The following is an 18,405-nucleotide window of genomic DNA, read 5'->3' as shown; positions in this document are numbered from 1 at the left end:
AAAGAGACTACCTTAAGGTAGTCTCTTTGTGTTTCTGAACAAAGAATTTTCCAGAGCATCAGATTACCTCGTTATTTTTGCGGTTTGATTTATGCTGGAAACTAGCAGATGGGGACTAGTTCGGACATACAGTTTAGGTTTGAGGGGGCGGACATCTGAGATACCCCCTCGTAATATAGATCTGCTTTGGTTGTATGATTTACACTATAAATCTCCATAATAAAAGGGAACCACTGATTAATCTTTAAATTCAGAGTTGGACTTTAAGAAAGGGTTAACTATTAAAAATGGGATTCTTGGCTTATTATAGAAGGAGGTTTCGCTGGTGCTTTCGAATGAAACGGATTCCCCTGAGGAAACTAAGAATGTTCCTTTATCTAATCTTAAAGAATTAGGGCAAATTCTAATTCCTGAAGTTTCGGAACGAATTTATTGTTTGTCCATCATTGGACAAATTGAAGGTCATCAAATTCTACCTGCCCAATCCAAGACCACTAAATATGAGCATATCATCCCACAACTACTGGCAGTTGAACAAAACCAAAAAGTGGAAGGTATTTTAGTTATTCTGAATACTGCTGGGGGGGATGTAGAGGCAGGACTAGCGATTGCAGAAATGTTGTCCAGTTTAAGTAAGCCTTCGGTTTCCTTAGTTCTTGGCGGTGGACACAGTATTGGAATTCCTATCGCAGTCAGTTGTTCGAGTAGTCTTATAGCGCCAACGGGAACAATGACCGTTCACCCGATTCGTTACACTGGATTAGTGATTAATGGGCATCAACAGTTTGACTACTTACGGAAAATGCAAGAACGAATTGATCAATTTATTTATTCACATTCCCAAATTAGTAAGGATAAATTAGAACAGTTAATGTTCAAGACTGGGGAGTTAGCCCAAGATATTGGAACAATCCTTATTGGACAAGAAGCTGTTGACGCTGGATTAATCCAAGCGGTAGGCGGGGTAAAGGAAGCTTTTAAAGAACTCAACAGCTTAATTGAACAAAGTCAAGAGAACAGAGTTTAATATTGAAGAGAAGCGGCGAAAAGCCGCTTTTTTAAACTAATTAGGAAATATAGGTTTACAATACGGCATAAGTATAATTCATAGATTTGAGTCTTCTTGGGTACAATCAAGGTTTATTTCACAAATTTTGCGGGATGAAAAGGAGAACGCTTTTTTTTGTGGAATTTATATAGCTTATATTATGTTGTAGACTCATTAAATTAAGGTTTGGGGGATTGGTCTGTGGCGAAGGGCAAAAGACGCCGCAAGTTAAATACAAAGGCGAATATGGGTATTATGACTCTTAAAGAGACGATAAGGAATGAAGTTATTGGTGTATTCGTGATAGGAATGGCATGCTTGGGAATGGTGACGCTTTACTCGGACAGAAGTGGCGTGGTTGGGGGACAAATTAGGCATCTCTTAATTGTGTTAGCTGGGGGAGGACGAGTCTGTATTCCCATAATGGTGGGTGCCTGGGGTCTGACGATTATGAACAAACAAACTCCCCGTCTGGGATCGAAGGCTGTGGGAGTCCTCCTACTCTGGCTTGTTTTTCTCGGCGTTCTCCACCTTCAGTTACCTGGTATAGAAGCATTTTCCCGTGAAGATATGCTTCATGAAGGGCAGCTTGGTCATGGTGGTGGTCTAATTGGTGCGGGGGTTGCAATTCTCTTGAAAACTACGCTCGGCATTCCAGGGAGTTACGTTGTCTTAATTATGGGTTCGCTTATCGGAGCCTTGCTGATCACGAATCGTTCCTTAATTCAGGGAGTACAAGGAGTCAGTCAGGTTGGGAAAGAATCTGGACAGTGGATGAAACATCAAATAGTCGATTTTGTGCACGTTTTAGGGAATTCTGATAGCGAAAAGGCCAGTGATGATGAACCCATTTACCCAGTGGATATAAAAGCTGATGCTAAAATAAAAAAGAAAAAGAGCACTTTATCGAAGGGATTTTCGTCTCCTCTAGATCCTGATGTAGTAGATCGGCCGCTAGTCATCAAAACCTTAGAAGATCAGAACGAACTTCCAACCGAAGCTAATGGGGCTGACTTTCCCCCAAAAGGACAGTTAGGCTTTGAGAAGATGACAAGTGGAATGAATTCAAATACAATTATTTCACCGGGAAAAGTGACTAGTACACCCATTTCTCGTCAGACTCGTGAGGATGGAAATTATCAACTTCCTCAAGTCACGTTGTTAAATAAATCAATGAAAATTAAAAATCCCAGACTTAATAAGGATTTGGCGGATAATGTAAAAATTTTAGAAGAAACGTTGGGCAGTTTTGGAGTCAAGATAAAAGTGACTCAGGTCACTCAAGGGCCTGCGATTACACGTTATGAAGCGCAACCTGCTCCAGGTGTAAAAGTGAGTAAAATAACAAATCTGGCTGATGATATTGCTTTAAGTTTGGCTTCTGCTGATGTGCGGATTGAGGCGCCCATTCCTGGAAAATCAGTCGTAGGGATCGAGGTGCCCAACAAAGAAATCGCTATGGTACATTTTAGAGAAGTTCTAGAAACGCCTGAATATCAGGGGACTTCGAGTAAATTGGCTTTGTGTTTAGGTAAAGACATTACGGGAATCCCTGTGATCGCTGATTTGACGAGAATGCCGCATCTTCTGATTGCAGGCGCCACTGGCTCGGGAAAATCTGTATGTATAAACACACTTATTCACAGCATATTGTTTAAAGCACGCCCAGATGAAGTGAAGTTCTTATTAGTTGACCCTAAGATGGTTGAATTGGCAAACTATAATGGGATTCCACATTTAATTGCACCCGTAGTAACGGATCCTAGAAAGGCGGCAGGTGCTTTAAAATGGATTGTGACGGAAATGGAAACACGATATGAATTGTTTGCAGCTTCCGGTGTGAGAGATATTGTCCGCTATAACTTTCTTCGTTCTCAAGATAAGACGGATGAGCATCCTCCGTTACCGTATGTAGTGGTGATAATCGACGAGTTGGCCGATTTGATGATGGTGGCACCTGGTGAAGTCGAGGATGCGATCTGTCGCTTGGCACAAATGGCTCGAGCTGCTGGGATACATCTGATCGTTGCGACCCAACGCCCATCGGTTGACGTAATTACTGGTTTAATTAAAGCAAATATTCCTTCCAGAATTGCCTTTGCAGTTTCCTCTCAAACGGATTCTAGGACGATTTTGGATATGAACGGGGCCGAGAAACTACTAGGACGTGGGGATATGCTTTATTATCCTATGGGTGCAAGTAAGCCACTACGTGTGCAGGGGTGTTATTTGGGGGATAAAGAAGTGGAAAACGTGGTTGAATACTTGCAATTTCAGGCGAAACCTGAGTACCAAGAGATTCCTAACATGGATATTGGGAGTACCCAAAAGGAAGAGATGGAAGACGAACTCTTCTATCAGGCTGCTCAACTTTTCATTGAAAGCGGAACAGCGTCTGTCTCTCTTATACAGCGCCGCTTACGTATTGGGTATACTCGAGCAGCCCGTTTGATGGATTTTCTCGAGGGGAAAGGGGTAGTCGGAGGATACGAAGGCTCTAAACCTCGCGAGGTTTTAATGACAAGAGGACAATTTGAACTCAAATATGGTCAGTGGATCGATGATGTTGCACATTAGTTGCATAATGTAGCAGTAAGATTTATGATAAGAAGTAAAGAATATGACCTAGTTTGGAAGGAATAACTTTAGCAATGATTAAGGAAATTAATGTAGAAGAACTTAAGTCTCTAGACCATCCAATTCTTGTCGATGTACGCTCAGAAGGGGAATTTGCTGAAGCAACGATACCAGGTTCTGTCAATCTTCCTCTATTAGATAACAATGAACGTGCTGAAGTTGGCACAACATACACACAATTTTCTCCAAATCTGGCTCGCGAACAGGGTTTGCGCATCATCAGTCCGAAACTTCCGGACTTAGTCAAAAAGGTGGAGCAACTTTCAAGAAAAGGCCCGCTCGTTCTTTTTTGTTGGAGAGGCGGGATGCGGAGTAAATCTCTCGCCTCAGTTGTGGAATTAATGGGTATTCCTGTTTACCGTTTACAGGGAGGGTATAAAGCCTATCGCAATCAAGTGGTTGACTTCTTCAAAAATAAACTTCCCTTTCAAGTTGTGGTGCTTCGTGGAAATACAGGGGTTGGAAAGACTGAGCTTTTGGGACAGTTGCGTGCTGATGGATATCCCGCGATTGACTTAGAGAAACTCGCTAATAATAGAGGGTCAGTATTTGGCGCCATGGGCCTAGGGGATCCACCATCTCAGAAGAAATTTGAAGGATTATTGTATGAGGAACTTGAATTATTAAGCAAATTTCCTTATATTATTGTAGAATGTGAGAGTAAACGAATCGGAAGAGTAACGTTACCGACTAGTTTCTTTACAGCAATGCAAGAAGGTACTCAAATGCTCCATTATGACTCTTTGGAAAATAGGGTACAACGTCTGTTGAAAGAGTATACCGCTGTGCCCAATGCACTTCAGGAAATTGAAGTTGCTTTGTTGAGACTGATTAAAACCTTGGGGCATGTCAAAGTTGGAGAATTACGGACCCTGTTAGAAACAGGCCAGTTGGATGTGTTTACAAAGCGGCTACTTGTGGAGTACTATGATAAACTATATGCTTATCCCAATGAACCGACTTCAGAGTACACCTTTTATTTGAATTATGAAGAGCCTTTGAAGGCGTTAAGGGAGTTGGAGTGCTATCTTGATGAAAAGGTGGCCCAACCAGGCGGAAAATCAGCTTTATTTGGAGTACGATATTCAGCAAAATAAACCGGGATTACTCGGAGCCGTGACGACACTCCTTGGAATGCTAGACCTTAATATTTTGACAGTCACGGGAATTGGACAGACACGGCGGGGGCTTTTGTTAGAGGTACAATCAGATGCTAAAATAAGAGCGTTGCATGAAGCCCTGAATGAAGTGGAAGCCATCAAAGTTACGGCGTTTCGCATCCCTACTTTGTTGGATCGGATCGCCTTGCGACATGGCAAGCGGTTGGACATGGCAGAGATTAATCCGCCAACTTACCGATTTATTCGTGAAGAATTAGGTGTTCTTGTTGACTTTTTGGGAGATACTTTACTAGAAGGCGGCAATCGAATCATAGGGATACGGGGAATGCCGCGCGTGGGTAAAACTGAAGCAGCTATTGCAGCCTGTGTGTATGCCAACAAACGATGGATTTTGTTGTCGTCGACCATTATTCGTCAAACATTACGAACCGAATTATTACTGGATGAGTCAGATAATAACATTTTTCTGATTGATGGAATTACGAGTACAACTCGAGGGAATGAAGCACATTGGTCTTTACTCGAAAGAGTATTACAAATGCCAACGCTTAAGATTATTGAACACCCTGATGTTTTTATTCGAGATGGACGTTTGAACGTAGACTTTGATTTTATTATCGAAATCCGCCATGATGAAAATGATGTGATTCGGATTGAGGATATCGCTATGAGTTTTTCATCCTTTGAATTGAGTTGAATAAAAGGGGGTCGTTACAATGGCAGGAGAAGGGCAAATGCTCCGGGCCGCACGTGAAGAAAAACAATGGAGCTTAACCTACACTGAGGAAATAACGAAGATTCGCGTTCGCTATATTCAGGCCCTAGAGGCGGAGGAGTATGAAATACTTCCCGGAACTACTTATGCTAAGGGGTATTTACGGACCTACTCTAAACAACTGGGCTTAAATCCGGATGAAATTATTGCACTCTATAACCCTACTTTGACGCCGGAGGCTGGAACGCTTCAAATACGCCCTCAAATGCCGATGATAAAATCCCGCCCCTTGTGGGTTAGACCAGTGAAAGTCGGGATTATGGCAGCCGTGGCAATTGGGTTAGTCTTTGGGATCTCATACTGGACACAGTCCCATGAAAAGATTGCAGAAACACCATACACTGCTCCCCTGCCGAGCGCACCAAAAACAGAGACATCTGCCCCTGCGCCGAGTGTCCCTACGCCAAGTGTTCCCGCGTCACAAAGTTCTCCATCAAATGTTGTAGCGGCTACGCAAGATGGCTTAACTGCGCAACTGGTTTTCACACAACCCTGTTGGATTGTCGTTCAAGTTGACGGCCAGCCTTCGTTTCAGGGAACGTTTGCCTCCGGAACAAGTAAAGAGGTTAAAGGAGCAAGTAAAATTGAACTAGTCTCGGTCGGAAATGCAGGAGGTCTTTCTGTCACGTTAAACGGCAAAGCCTTGCCGACCTTAGGGAAGTCCGGGGAAGTTCTGCGTAACGTTGTCTTAACTCCAGACATGTTAAAATCACTATAGTTATAAAGGAGCGTTTGATTTTGGCTAAAGATTCTTCATTTGATATTGTTTCTAAGGTGGATATGCCTGAGGTAACAAATGCAGTTCAACAGGCCCAGAAAGAGCTCGTGCAGCGATTTGATTTCAAGAACAGTAAATCAGCCATTAAGCTCGAAGAGGACAAGATTGTTCTCATTTCTGATGATGATTTTAAATTGACCAATGTTGTGGACATACTTGAAAGTAAATTGGTCAAGAGAGGAATTTCTTTGCGAGCTTTAGAATACGGTAAGTCTCAATCAGCTGCAGGGGACACTGTCCGTCAGGAGGTAAAGCTTGTACAGGGGATTGCCCAAGAAAAATCAAAGCTAATTAATAAGGTGCTTAAAGACAGTAAACTAAAAGTGGCTAGTTCAATCCAAGGGGATGAGATTCGAGTGACAGGTAAGAACAAAGATGACTTACAAGCTGCTATTGCTTTATTGCGAAAAGAGGATTTTGGTATCGAACTACAGTTTATCAACTTTCGATAAAGAGGGGTTGAGGCTTCAGCAGAAAGGTGAGAATATGCGTATACGGAATTTTTTACCCATGAATCGGATGGACATGGAGGCCGTTGGCTGGGATGAACTGGATTTTCTCCTGGTAACAGGGGATGCTTATGTGGATCATCCTAGTTTTGGGGTTGCTATCATTGCTCGTGTTTTGGAAAAGAGTGGTTTTCGCGTGGGAATTTTAGCCCAGCCTAATTGGAAAGATCTCCAAGATTTTCGAGTGATGGGGAAACCCCGCTTGGCTTGTATGATTACCGGGGGGAATCTCGATTCAATGGTTAATCACTATACTGCAGCCAAAAAGAAACGGCATAAGGATGCATATTCTCCTGGAGGAAAGTCGGGGCTTCGTCCAGATCGAACAACAGTTGTTTATTCGAATCGGGTGAGAGAAGCACTTCCGGGTGTTCCTGTCATTATAGGGGGTATTGAGGCTTCCTTAAGACGTTTTGCGCATTATGACTACTGGAGTAATGATGTTAGGCGATCTATACTATTAGATAGTCAAGCTGATTTACTGGTCTTTGGGATGGGTGAAAAATCGATTGTTGAAGTAGCCGAACGTCTGAATAACGGAGAGATGGTAGATCAGATTACGGATGTGAGGGGAACCATGGTACCCTTATCTGGGGATATTGTGCCGCAAGATACCTTAGTTCTTCCAACTTTCAATGACGTTATATCGGATAAGAAAAAATATGCTGAGGCTTTTTGGGTGCAATATAACCAACAGGACCCTTTGCGGGGGAAACCAATGTATCAATCCCATGGACGCAAAGGGGTACTACAAAACCGGCCCTCACTTCCCTTGACGCAAGCAGAAATGGATGCCATATATGCCCTGCCTTTTATGGGAACGTATCATCCGTCTTATGAAGAGCAAGGGGGAGTCCCAGCAATTGAAGAAGTGGAGTTTAGCTTAACCAGTGTGAGAGGATGTTATGGCTCATGCTCTTTTTGTGCGTTGACGTTTCATCAGGGGCGGATCATTCAAAGCCGAAGTGCCGAATCAATTCTTCGGGAAGCTGAGCAAATGACTTGGAATTCCCGCTTTAAAGGATATATCCATGATGTGGGAGGGCCGACCGCCAACTTTCGCCGCCCGGCGTGTAAAGCTCAATTAAATAGGGGAGCTTGTTCACATCGGCAATGCCTGTTTCCTGAACCATGTGATAAACTCGAGAATGATCATGAGGAATACTTGGACCTCTTGCGCCGTCTTCGTAGCTTACCGAAGGTAAAGAAGGTGTTCGTCCGGTCCGGTATCCGTTATGATGCAGTTTTAGCGGATCGGAATTCGAGATTCATTCGTGAGCTTTGTGAACATCATGTCAGCGGCCAATTAAAAGTCGCGCCAGAACATGTCAGTGATGAAGTTCTACGACGTATGGGGAAACCTGGAAAAGCCGTGTATGAGGAATTTGTAAAGCTGTTTCATGCGGCGAATGAAGAACTAGGGAAAAAACAATACCTTGTCCCCTATTTGATGTCTTCTCACCCGGGAAGTACCCTGAAAGAGGCCGTAGAATTGGCGGAATATGTCCGAGATATGGGTGTTAATCCAGAACAGGTCCAGGATTTTATCCCGACGCCGGGAACCCTTTCTACCTGCATGTACTACACCGGTTTAGATCCCCATACCATGGAGCCAGTTTATATCCCGCGAAGCCTGCATGAGAAGGCGATGCAGAGGGCTCTGATTCAGTATCGGAATCCTAAAAACTATGGCTTAGTGCTAGAAGCATTACGCTTAGCCCACCGTGAAGATTTGATCGGGTTCGGGCCGAAATGTCTAATTCGGCCCAAAAAGTTTTTGCGGGCAGATCAGAATGAAGAAGATAGTAAGTCAAGCAAGGGACGACCGAGACGCTCGGGCATGAAGAGCAAAGGTGCACTGGGCAAAGAAACGCCTTACAAAGTTGCACAGGGTAAAGAAGCACCACATAAAGTTGTGCAAGGTAAAGAGTCGAGATTCAAGGATGTCCGGAGTGCAGAATCATCGTCATCCAAAGGTGCACCCGGCAAAGCGGGACGCTACAACGATGCACGGAGTGTTGAAACACCTTACAAGAGTGCGAGAAGCAAAGAGGTACAGAGCGAGGGTGTTCCAGAAAAGGATAAGGGACGCTATTCGAGGAGCTCCGATAACCTAATCCACAAGGGCAAGAAAAAACATCATGGGGGCAAGAAAAAATAAACTAGCGATCACGAAGCGTTTTTGCATCACTGAAGATAATAGCTAATGTGGCGTGAGCGAACGATGCAAGTGCAAGAACCGTCCCCAACTTGCATACAACTTGCATAACTTGCATGCAACAGAAAAGCGGCGTGAGTAGGTGCATTCGTACTCACGCCGCTTTCTTACGTCCAGTCCCCAAACTCATCGATCAGTGCATCCTCTACTTCTTCAAGGGTAATGCGTCCAATTTCTTTAAGGTGTCCATCTTCTGACCATTCAAGGAAATCTTCGTAGGTTAGTTCTGATTCCTCATAGTAAAATTTCAGAAAGGAGAACCATGTTCCGTCCGTATGCGCTTCAGGTTCGTACTGTAAAAGGTAATATTCCTCGTCTTCGATCGTACTCCGAAGGAAGATAGCTTGGCTGGGTATGATCAGTACTACATGGGCATCTGCATACTTTCGGTTTGCAAACTGAAGGGTAAAAGACTGTAAAAGGGCATGTTCATTTGTCGGTTGAAATGGGTCAAGCGACGACGCTTTTTGATGGGTTTCCCAGGTATATACGGCTTCCCTTGCTAGTGAATCCTCCATTTGTTCCGCAATAGCCTCAAGGCGGCGCGAAACGATGGGTGGTAGAGTGAATTCCTGACAGTCTGTGGAACGACAGTGATAGACCGGAACTTTATCTATGTGCCCTACGCCATGGTTCAAATCAATGGGAATGGTTCGGGTTGTCAAATAACCTGTATCGCCACATCCACACGTATCAATGGGTTCTATCGTTTCATCAAACACTTATGACACCTCACTAAAGTATATTAGTAAATTATTCGACATAGATTTTATTAATTCCTTTTAACCTTACACATTAAATGTTGCCATTAAACATAAACTTAAACACTGAGGTAATTGACTCAATGATCTACTTGTGTCCGCTGAATTAATCGTATTCATGAAATCATGCTAGGATCAAAAGTAAAAGGAAAAATTGCTTTGCATGGCGAAAGTATCTATGATCTGGATTCGAAGATCTTTACCAATCCAAAGGATAAACGTTCGGAAGACTACAGTTCAGGTCATTTTGAATAATGAAGGAGGTTAAGGAATGCGTCAGTCTCTAAATGAAGGACAGTTGGGTTTGATAGAGTTACTTAAAGAGATGGGTAACGAAGTCGCAAGGATTTTACAAGGATGTATGCAAAGTCTTATTTCCTTGGAACGGACTCAGGCAGAATATTGGATTGCTGAGGATCAAAAGGTCAATGATTTTGAACAGAAGATTGACGATGAATGTGTGCGTTTAATTGCCACGCAGCAGCCGGTTGCCAAAGATTTACGAAAAATTATTTCGGCTATGAAAATTTCCACCGATCTCGAAAGGATGGGAGATTTGTCAATTGACATTGCAAAGGTAGTGCGAAGAATTGAGGGACCTATATGTAAACCCCTTGTGGATATTCCACTAATGGCTGAAAAGGCGCTGGAAATGATGAGGCAAGGGCTGGAAGCTTATAGTAACGAGGACATGGAACTCGCACATGGTCTGGCTGTAAAGGATGACGAAGTTGACCATCTGTATAAACAAGTCGTACGTGATCTCTTAGTCATCATGTCCGACAAACCTGAAATCTTAGATCAAGGCATGTACCTGACTTTTGTAGGTCGCTATCTCGAACGGATTGCTGATCATGCAACAAATATCGGGGAAAATGTCATTTATATCACAACAGCTGAACGACGGGACCTTAACAAATAGTGAAAAATATTTGAACCAGAGGGTGGTATGAAGCCATCCTTTAAGTTTTCTTTACACCAATCAGAAAGTATAAATTTCGGGTGGTCTCCTTCTCGCCATCCTTGGCTACAGGGACACTTGGCCATCCCGGCACCTTGCCATCCTTGGCGGCGCTCTAACCTCGAACGTCCTGTTCGAGTCATGGCCAGCGCATCAGTGCAACTAGGGCGACCGCCTTCGCCAAGGCTTGGCGCTAGCCAAGTTTTCTTTAACGTATCAGAAAGTATAAGTTTTCAGGGTACCCCTTTACTTGTAGTGCTAATAAGTTTTGACCTTGTGGAAGTGTTGGTTTATACTAATAAAGGTAGACCAATGATATGAGGTGTAATATTGACGAAAAAAGTTGCGGTTGTCACTTTGGGATGTCCTAAGAATCAAGTAGACAGCGAAGTTATGGCGGGATTACTTGCCCAAGATTATATACTTTCCGTGAACCCCGAAGAAGCAGATATTATTGTTGTCAATACCTGTACGTTTATTCAATCGGCAAAAGAAGAAGCGATTGATACCATTTTTGAAATGGCGGGTTTTAAAGAAACTGGTTCATGTCAAACCCTAATTGCTACAGGGTGTTTGGCGCAACAGTACGGGGCAGAATTAATGCAAGAAATACCTGAATTAGATGGTGTGCTTGGAACTGGGAACATTGATGAAATCACAAAAATTATTCATGCTGCTGAGGGAACGCGAACGACTCTGATTAAACCCGGTGTACCTGATTTTCTTCATAACGAGTTGATGCCTCGTAAACGATCTACTCCCGACTATATGGGCTACGTAAAAATTGCAGAAGGTTGTGATAACTACTGCACTTATTGTGTTATCCCGTATGTGCGTGGACATTTTCGGAGCCGTTCAGAGGAATCCGTGTTACGCGAAGTCCAAGAAATGGCCAATCAGGGAGTTAAGGAAATCATGGTTATGGCCCAAGATACCACGCGTTTCGGTTTTGACTCTGAAGGAGAACTCCGTCTGCCTCAGTTAATTCGTAAGCTTGCTCGTATTGAAGGGATTGAATGGATTCGGTTAATGTATTGTTATCCCGAGCGTTTTACGGATGAATTGATTGAAACCATGCGTCAGGAACCTAAAGTATGCAGGTATATTGATTTGCCTTTACAACATGCGGATAATAAGATCCTTAAGGAAATGAATCGACGAGGAACCATAGAACAAGCGGAAGAGCTCATTAAAAAATTACGTGACGCTATGCCGGACATCACTCTGCGAACGACCATGATCACGGGTTTTCCAGGAGAAACAGAAGAGGAATTCCAAACTATGGTTGATTTTATCCAACGTGTCCAGTTTGATCGTCTTGGGGTGTTTGCCTACTCTCAAGAGGAAAATACGCCCGCTGGACAAAGAGAGGATCAAGTTAAGCCAGAAGTTCGTGAACACCGAAGAGAGCGGATCATGCAGATCCAACAGGATATCTCTTCGGCTAGACTACAACGCTGGGTTGATCGTGTTGTAACGGTGCTGCTGGAACAAAAACAACCGGATGGACGTTGGATGGGCCGAACCGAAGGGGACGCTCCCGAAATCGATGGCCAGGTCTATATCACAGGTGCTCACACCTCACTTCATGTAGGTGACATGATCAAAGTTCGCATCCTTGAGGCGGATAGCTACGATTTAATAGGAGAGGTTGTCTCGTGAATTTACCCAATCGTTTAACGCTAGCACGGATCATTTTAATCCCGGTGTTTATGGCCTTTTTACTTCTCCAAGTTCCCAAAGGTCATACGCTTTTTCCCCATCAAGATGTTGTGGCTGCCATAATATTTATATTAGCCTCGGCCACAGATGGCCTGGACGGCTATATTGCGCGCAAGCGTCATCAAGTCACGAACTTGGGTAAGTTTATGGACCCCTTAGCCGATAAACTATTGGTCTCTGCTGCACTGATCTCTTTGGTCGAGCTTGGTGAGGTGACTGCTTGGGTTGCTTGGATCATCCTAGCTCGAGAGTTCGCAGTGACAGGACTCCGAGCTATTGCGGCTGTGGACCGGGTTGTAATCAGTGCAAGTAAACTTGGCAAAATTAAGACCATTACACAAGTGGTTGCGATTTCTGCAATATTGCTTCATGATTGGCCCCTTTCGCTGATAGGAATAAACATTGGCCAGCCTCTTTTATATCTTGCTTTATTTTTCACAGTAATTTCAGGTCTTGACTATTTGGCTAAATCTCGCAAGTTATTACATAAATAAATTTAAAACGTTTAGATTTGCTGATTGGTTTATATGCAAAGAATGTGACGGGTGAGAGACTTGAGACAAGAAGACGATTCTAGTGTCTTTTTAAAAAGACACTAGAATCGTCTTCTTGTATTTCCTATTATTGTTTTTTAAGGGTAAAACTTACATTTATTTGTAGATATATTGCGTGCTATAATGTCGATATAGCAAAAAGTATGGCAGTTGGAGGGATTTACGATGACCAGGCAGCGGATTCTGTTGATCAGCTTTATTGGTATTTTAATATTTGGCCTTTTATTGGGGGGCACGTTTGTCTATCAAAAAAAGTGGGTTGACGTCTCGATCTTGCGTCAAAGTCAACAAATTCCGGGTGTGATTTCGGCAAAGACTGTTCAAAACAATGGGCAAAAAGAGATGCTTGTGGGGACTAATCATCTGTCGAATCTTCGCAAAACAAGTCAGGAACTTGAAAAATTAGCTGGTAATTTGCCCATTCGATACCTTGATCGAACGAATAATGACCTTAATAAACTATTTGGGCAGATGCAGTTCGCCTTACAAGAAGGAATTAGTCGTGGGAATTTCACAGAGATGGAACAAAACATAAAAAATCAAGCTGATAAGGCTGGGATTCAGCTCGAACTAGAAATGGACAGTGATGCAATTTACGTGGTTATGACTCAAGGTGATGCTCAACTAATCGAAGTCATCGAACGGCATGGACAAACCAGATTTTTACCAAGTGAAAAAGAGTAAGCTTTAATGAGAGGAAGAGAAGACATGAAACGAGATATCTTGATAGGCTTTGCGGTCGGTATCTTCGCCTTTTTACTAGTAATGGGATATAATGTTGTTCCTATCGGGTTACTCCTTGTGGGTGCCTGGTTTGTTTGGACTTTTGTCATACAGCGACAAGTTTTAAAAAATGGGAATGGTGTGGCCATACCTACTACTACGATTGATTTTGAGGACATCGGAGGACAGAGTGTGGCCAAGAAAGAGCTTCAGGAAGCTTTAGATTTCTTACTATATTCCGATCAAATGAAAGTCTTAGGGATTCGTCCCTTGAAAGGAATATTATTATCTGGGCCGACAGGCACGGGTAAAACATTATTGGCTAAAGCTGCGGCAAAGTATACCAATTCTGCTTTTCTTTCGGTCTCCGGAAGCGAATTTGTCGAGATGTATGCGGGTGTGGGAGCGGAACGGGTACGTGGCTTGTTTCGGAGGGCGCGAGAAATGGTCCGCAAAGAAAAGAAAAAAAGTGCCATCATTTTTATTGATGAAATGGATATTTTAGGGGCGAAAAGGGGAAGTAATGTCTCCCATCATGAGTATGACCAAACTCTTAATCAGCTTTTGGTTGAGATGGACGGTTTAAAAGCTGATCAAGGTGTTCACATTCTAGTAATGGCAGCAACGAACCGCCCAGACGCCTTGGATGCGGCTATACTGAGACCCGGTCGTTTTGATCGGCAGGTTAAAGTTGATCTGCCGGATAAAGAAGGTAGGGTCGCTATTCTAAAAATTCACACCAAAAATAAGCCTTTAGCCCAAAATGTTAATTTGGAAGAAATCGCCCATGAAACGTTTGGCTTCTCAGGTGCACATTTGGAAAGTGTGACGAACGAAGCGGCGATTTTTGCCTTGCGTGAAAAGGCGAGTGAGATTACAGAGCACCATTTACATGAAGCCGTTGAAAAAGTCATGTTGGGAGAAAAACTTGATCGAAAACCAACGGCTGAGGAGTTGCGGCGGGTTGCGATCCACGAGAGCGGACATGCCATGCTAGCGGAAACGGTTAGGCCAAATTCCGTTTCTCAAATTTCCATCCGTTCACGAGGAAACGCTTTGGGGTATGTTCGTCATTACCCGAAGGATGATTTATATCTTTATACGCAAGCGATGCTCGAAGGTCAGATTATGGTGGCTTTAGCAGGTGCACTCGCTGAAGAACAGATCCTTGGTACGAGGAGTACTGGTGCCATGGCTGATTATGAACAAGCGCTTAACCTAGTTGAAAAGATACTTAGTGCAGGAATGTCTTCCTTGGGAATTACGGATGTCTCTCTCTTGAATGCCGAACAGCGACAACCTGTGACGAAACACATTTTAGCAGAACTCGAAGAACGAACGATGCAGATAATTGAGAAGAATAAAGAGACATTATTGCGGATTAGTGAGATCCTAGAAGTAGAGGAAAGTTTGAATGGTGAAACTTTGCGAAAACACTTACAAAACGCAGCGTAAAAGATGAACCCCTTACCTTAGGGTTCATTTTCCTATTTTAATCTCATCCGGAGAAGGATAATATTAGCTGGATGAGAAATAACTAATTTAGGGTCTTAGGGTTTGACATTTGCGTTGATAATAGGAGAGTGATAAACTGTATGAAGGCTGAAATTGTGGCAACTGGCACTGAGTTATTACTTGGAGAAACCCTCAATACGAGTGCTCACTACTTGACTGGAAAAATGTCTTCTTTGGGCATTGAAGTAGACTATCATACGACTGTCGGAGACAATCCTGAACGTTTAGAGCAGGTTTTACGACAGGGGATCGGGCGTTCTGATCTTCTAATTACCACAGGAGGGTTAGGTCCGACAGCAGATGACTTGACAAAGGAACTTGTGGCTAAAGTTTTAAATTTAAAGATGGAGTTAGACACCTCTAGTTTAGATCAGATTAAACAATTTTTTGGTCGTCGAAAAGCTCCTATGCCTTTGAGTAATGAGAAACAAGCCTATTTTCCCAAGGGCTCAAAAATATTGCCTAATCCTATTGGAACTGCTCCTGGTGCTATCATCGAAACTATGGGTAAAACTGTGATTATATTGCCGGGTCCTCCATTTGAAATGAGACCTATGTTCGATAATTTTGCTTGGCCAGAGTTGCAACGGATCCTTGGGCCGCAGTCTGAGCGGATGAACGAGCGCGTCTTGAAGGTTTTTGGTATGGGAGAATCCGCAATTGAAGAAGTGCTCGGTGAACTGATGAGTCTTCCGAACTTGACGATGGCATTACTAGCCAAACGTGCTGAGATGCATATTCGTTTAGTGGCGAGGAGTACGGAAACTAAGTCAGGAGAAGCTAAGGAAGCACTGAAGCGGGCAGAAGAAGAAATCCGGCGGCGTTTAGGAGACAAAGTATTTGGATGTGATCAGGAGACCATGATCGGCATTGTAGGGCAAACTTTAATAAACAAACATTTGACCATTGCTACAGCTGAGTCGTGCACAGGCGGTTTGCTGGGTGCAGCTCTCACTCAGGAACCAGGAAGTTCTGATTTTTATCTAGGGGGTGTCGTGAGTTACTCAAATTCCCTAAAAAAGGGGATACTTGGGGTGAGAGAAGAAACCCTTAATACGTTCGGAGCAGTGAGTGAAGAGGTTGCTATAGAGATGGCTGAAGGAATCCGTTCTAAAACGGGGTCTGATCTCGCTATTTCGACCACGGGAATTGCAGGACCGGGTGGTGGCAGTGATAAAAAACCAGTGGGTCTTGTTTTTGTTGGCTTTGCAACACCTGAGGGTGTACATGCGGAAAAATTTCAGTTTTATGGAGAGCGGGAATCAGTTCGCCAGCTAACCGTCCAAGCAGCCCTAAATGGGGTACGACAGCATATATTAAGTAGTGAAAGGAGACAACAATCAGGTGATGGTTGAACGTTTACAAACTTTTGGAGATATTCAGTTGAGTAAACAGGTGCTGCAATCTTTGTCAGAGATGGGGTTTGAGGAACCTTCCCCAATCCAAAACGCAGCAATACCTGTTGCACTTAAAGGAGCTGACATTATTGGTCAAGCTCAGACAGGGACTGGTAAAACTGCCGCTTTTGGGATTCCTATTACTGAAAGGGTAAACTCGAAATTCCAAGCAGTTCAAGCGCTCATAGTAACCCCAACTCGTGAACTAGCGATACAAGTGGCTGAGGAAATCGCTAAGATTGGACGATATCGGCATGTGAAGCCGCTACCAATTTATGGTGGACAACCTATTGATCGACAGATTCGGGCTTTGCGTATGGGATATCAGGTGGTCGTTGGAACACCCGGTCGGTTGTTAGACCATTTAAATCGGGGTACACTTCGTCTACAACATGTTAAAATGGTGGTTCTTGACGAAGCAGACGAAATGCTTGATATGGGCTTTATTGACGATATTGAGGGGCTATTGAAAGAAGTCCCCACAGAAGGTCGCCAAGTTATGCTCTTCTCGGCTACAATGCCGCCTGGAATTCGCAAATTAGCTCAGACCTACATGAACAATCCGCGTTCCGTATCAGTTAGTCGGGATGACTTAACAGTTCCTATGATTGATCAGGTATTCTATGAGGCTAGGGAAAGTATTAAAGTTGACGCCTTGTGTAGGATTATAGATATGGAGGATATTGGTCAAGGAATAATTTTTTGCCGAACCAAACGTGGGGTGGATGAGCTTGTGGTGGCTCTTGAAGCTCGGGGGTATTTTGCGGATGCTCTGCACGGGGACTTAAGTCAACAACAGCGGGATCGGGTTATGAAACGTTTTAGAGACGGGAAGTCGGAATTATTAGTAGCAACAGATGTTGCCGCTCGAGGCTTAGATATTAATAATGTAACCCATGTTATTAATTTTGATATTCCTCAGGATCCGGTTTCTTACGTGCATAGGATTGGACGGACAGGAAGGGTTGGGCGTAAAGGGCAGGCCATAACTCTGATTTCGCCCAAGGAATACCGCCAACTCCGTCTGATTGAAAATCTGATTAAGACAAGAATTCGGCGGAAGGAACTTCCTTCACTAGCCGATATAAGTGAGCGTCAGGCAGAGAATCTTAAGAATCAACTTGTCAAGCTGATACAAGGAGATCGTTTGGGAAATTATCGCGCGATTGTCGGAGAGTTGCTCGAGGAATACGATTCCACTGATGTAGCAGCCGCTGCCTTAAAGTTTGCGGTTGAGGGAGCAAATGCTGAAGAACGTATTGAAGACAAAGGACTAGATGACATTCATTTTGGAAACACTGGAGCGGCTACGGGTATGGTGCGCTTTTTTATGAATATCGGTAGGGTACAACAAATCAGACCTCAGGATATTATTCGTTGGATTGCCGATGAAAGTGGGATTTCAGGGAACATTATTGGTATGATTAATATCTATGATAAATTTACGTTTGTAGAGGTTCCCGAAGAATATGCCTCTAGGGTTTTAAGTTGTATGCATCAGAATATGATTAAAGGGCGCCGAGTAAGTGTTGAACCTGCTAAAGCCCGCGAGAATAATGACTATTAGTATTATAAAGGAAGTCTCCTGATATAAAAAGCTAACCCTCTTGGGTGAGCTTTTTTTAAAAGAAGAGTTTAAAGATATTGTAATAATATTTGTTATATTGTCGGTGGAAACATAAACAA

General features: G+C 43.4%; 15 protein-coding genes. 14 read left to right on the top strand and 1 reads right to left on the bottom strand.

Annotation, left to right across the window (positions count from 1 at the left end; translation table 11 throughout):
* The first annotated feature begins 325 nt into the window (after positions 1-325).
* From DSOL_RS02680 to DSOL_RS02650, 7 genes are all read left to right on the top strand, one after another.
* Positions 326-1,027 carry a ClpP family protease gene (locus tag DSOL_RS02680; RefSeq protein ID WP_075363326.1) on the top strand — a complete coding sequence of 234 codons (702 nt, stop codon included), beginning with the start codon at positions 326-328 and terminating at the stop codon, positions 1,025-1,027.
* A 267-nt stretch (positions 1,028-1,294) separates the two neighbouring features.
* The gene (locus DSOL_RS02675; protein WP_139314367.1) at positions 1,295-3,625 is read left to right on the top strand and encodes an FtsK/SpoIIIE family DNA translocase; all 2,331 of its coding nucleotides are present in this window, start codon (positions 1,295-1,297) and stop codon (positions 3,623-3,625) included.
* A 74-nt stretch (positions 3,626-3,699) separates the two neighbouring features.
* Positions 3,700-4,782: a tRNA 2-selenouridine(34) synthase MnmH gene (gene mnmH / locus DSOL_RS02670; protein ID WP_075363325.1), complete on the top strand. Its 1,083-nt coding sequence runs from the start codon at positions 3,700-3,702 to the stop codon at positions 4,780-4,782.
* A complete protein-coding gene (locus DSOL_RS02665; RefSeq protein WP_075363324.1) occupies positions 4,718-5,503 on the top strand; it encodes a DUF3388 domain-containing protein in 786 nt (261 codons plus the stop codon). The genes mnmH and DSOL_RS02665 overlap by 65 nt, the downstream gene beginning before the upstream one ends.
* Positions 5,504-5,522: 19 nt before the next feature.
* Positions 5,523-6,299, top strand: coding sequence for a RodZ domain-containing protein (locus DSOL_RS02660; RefSeq protein WP_075363323.1), 777 nt, complete (start codon positions 5,523-5,525; stop codon positions 6,297-6,299).
* Between the two features lie 20 nt (positions 6,300-6,319).
* A complete protein-coding gene (locus tag DSOL_RS02655; RefSeq protein WP_075363322.1) occupies positions 6,320-6,811 on the top strand; it encodes a YajQ family cyclic di-GMP-binding protein in 492 nt (163 codons plus the stop codon).
* 34 nt (positions 6,812-6,845) lie between these two features.
* On the top strand, positions 6,846-9,029 hold the full coding sequence (locus DSOL_RS02650; RefSeq protein WP_075363354.1) for a YgiQ family radical SAM protein: 2,184 nt from the start codon (positions 6,846-6,848) through the stop codon (positions 9,027-9,029).
* 164 nt (positions 9,030-9,193) lie between these two features.
* Here DSOL_RS02650 and DSOL_RS02645 read toward each other — a convergent pair whose 3' ends face one another.
* On the bottom strand, positions 9,194-9,808 hold the full coding sequence (locus DSOL_RS02645; RefSeq protein WP_075363321.1) for a hypothetical protein: 615 nt from the start codon (positions 9,806-9,808) through the stop codon (positions 9,194-9,196).
* Positions 9,809-10,118: 310 nt separating this feature from the next.
* Here DSOL_RS02645 and phoU point away from each other — a divergent pair, with 310 nt between their 5' ends.
* From phoU to DSOL_RS02610, 7 genes are all read left to right on the top strand, one after another.
* Positions 10,119-10,769, top strand: coding sequence for a phosphate signaling complex protein PhoU (phoU, locus tag DSOL_RS02640; protein WP_075363320.1), 651 nt, complete (start codon positions 10,119-10,121; stop codon positions 10,767-10,769).
* A 369-nt stretch (positions 10,770-11,138) separates the two neighbouring features.
* A complete protein-coding gene (gene rimO, locus DSOL_RS02635; RefSeq protein ID WP_075363319.1) occupies positions 11,139-12,470 on the top strand; it encodes a 30S ribosomal protein S12 methylthiotransferase RimO in 1,332 nt (443 codons plus the stop codon).
* Entirely contained in the window at positions 12,467-13,024 is a 558-nt protein-coding gene (gene pgsA / locus DSOL_RS02630; protein ID WP_075363318.1) for a CDP-diacylglycerol--glycerol-3-phosphate 3-phosphatidyltransferase, read from the top strand. Before rimO ends, pgsA begins: the two co-directional genes overlap by 4 nt.
* Positions 13,025-13,249: 225 nt before the next feature.
* Entirely contained in the window at positions 13,250-13,768 is a 519-nt protein-coding gene (locus DSOL_RS02625; RefSeq protein WP_075363317.1) for a hypothetical protein, read from the top strand.
* Positions 13,769-13,792: 24 nt separating this feature from the next.
* Complete coding sequence (locus DSOL_RS02620; protein ID WP_075363316.1) at positions 13,793-15,262, top strand: AAA family ATPase; 1,470 nt, start codon at positions 13,793-13,795, stop codon at positions 15,260-15,262.
* Positions 15,263-15,402: 140 nt separating this feature from the next.
* Positions 15,403-16,677 carry a competence/damage-inducible protein A gene (locus DSOL_RS02615; RefSeq protein ID WP_075363315.1) on the top strand — a complete coding sequence of 425 codons (1,275 nt, stop codon included), beginning with the start codon at positions 15,403-15,405 and terminating at the stop codon, positions 16,675-16,677.
* Positions 16,667-18,286, top strand: coding sequence for a DEAD/DEAH box helicase (locus DSOL_RS02610; protein ID WP_139314362.1), 1,620 nt, complete (start codon positions 16,667-16,669; stop codon positions 18,284-18,286). The genes DSOL_RS02615 and DSOL_RS02610 overlap by 11 nt, the downstream gene beginning before the upstream one ends.
* Positions 18,287-18,405 lie beyond the last annotated feature (119 nt).

The sequence above is a fragment of the Desulfosporosinus metallidurans genome, assembly GCF_001936615.1.
Taxonomy (GTDB): Bacteria; Bacillota; Desulfitobacteriia; order Desulfitobacteriales; family Desulfitobacteriaceae; genus Desulfosporosinus; species Desulfosporosinus metallidurans.
This window is presented reverse-complemented; position numbering and strand designations above follow the sequence as displayed.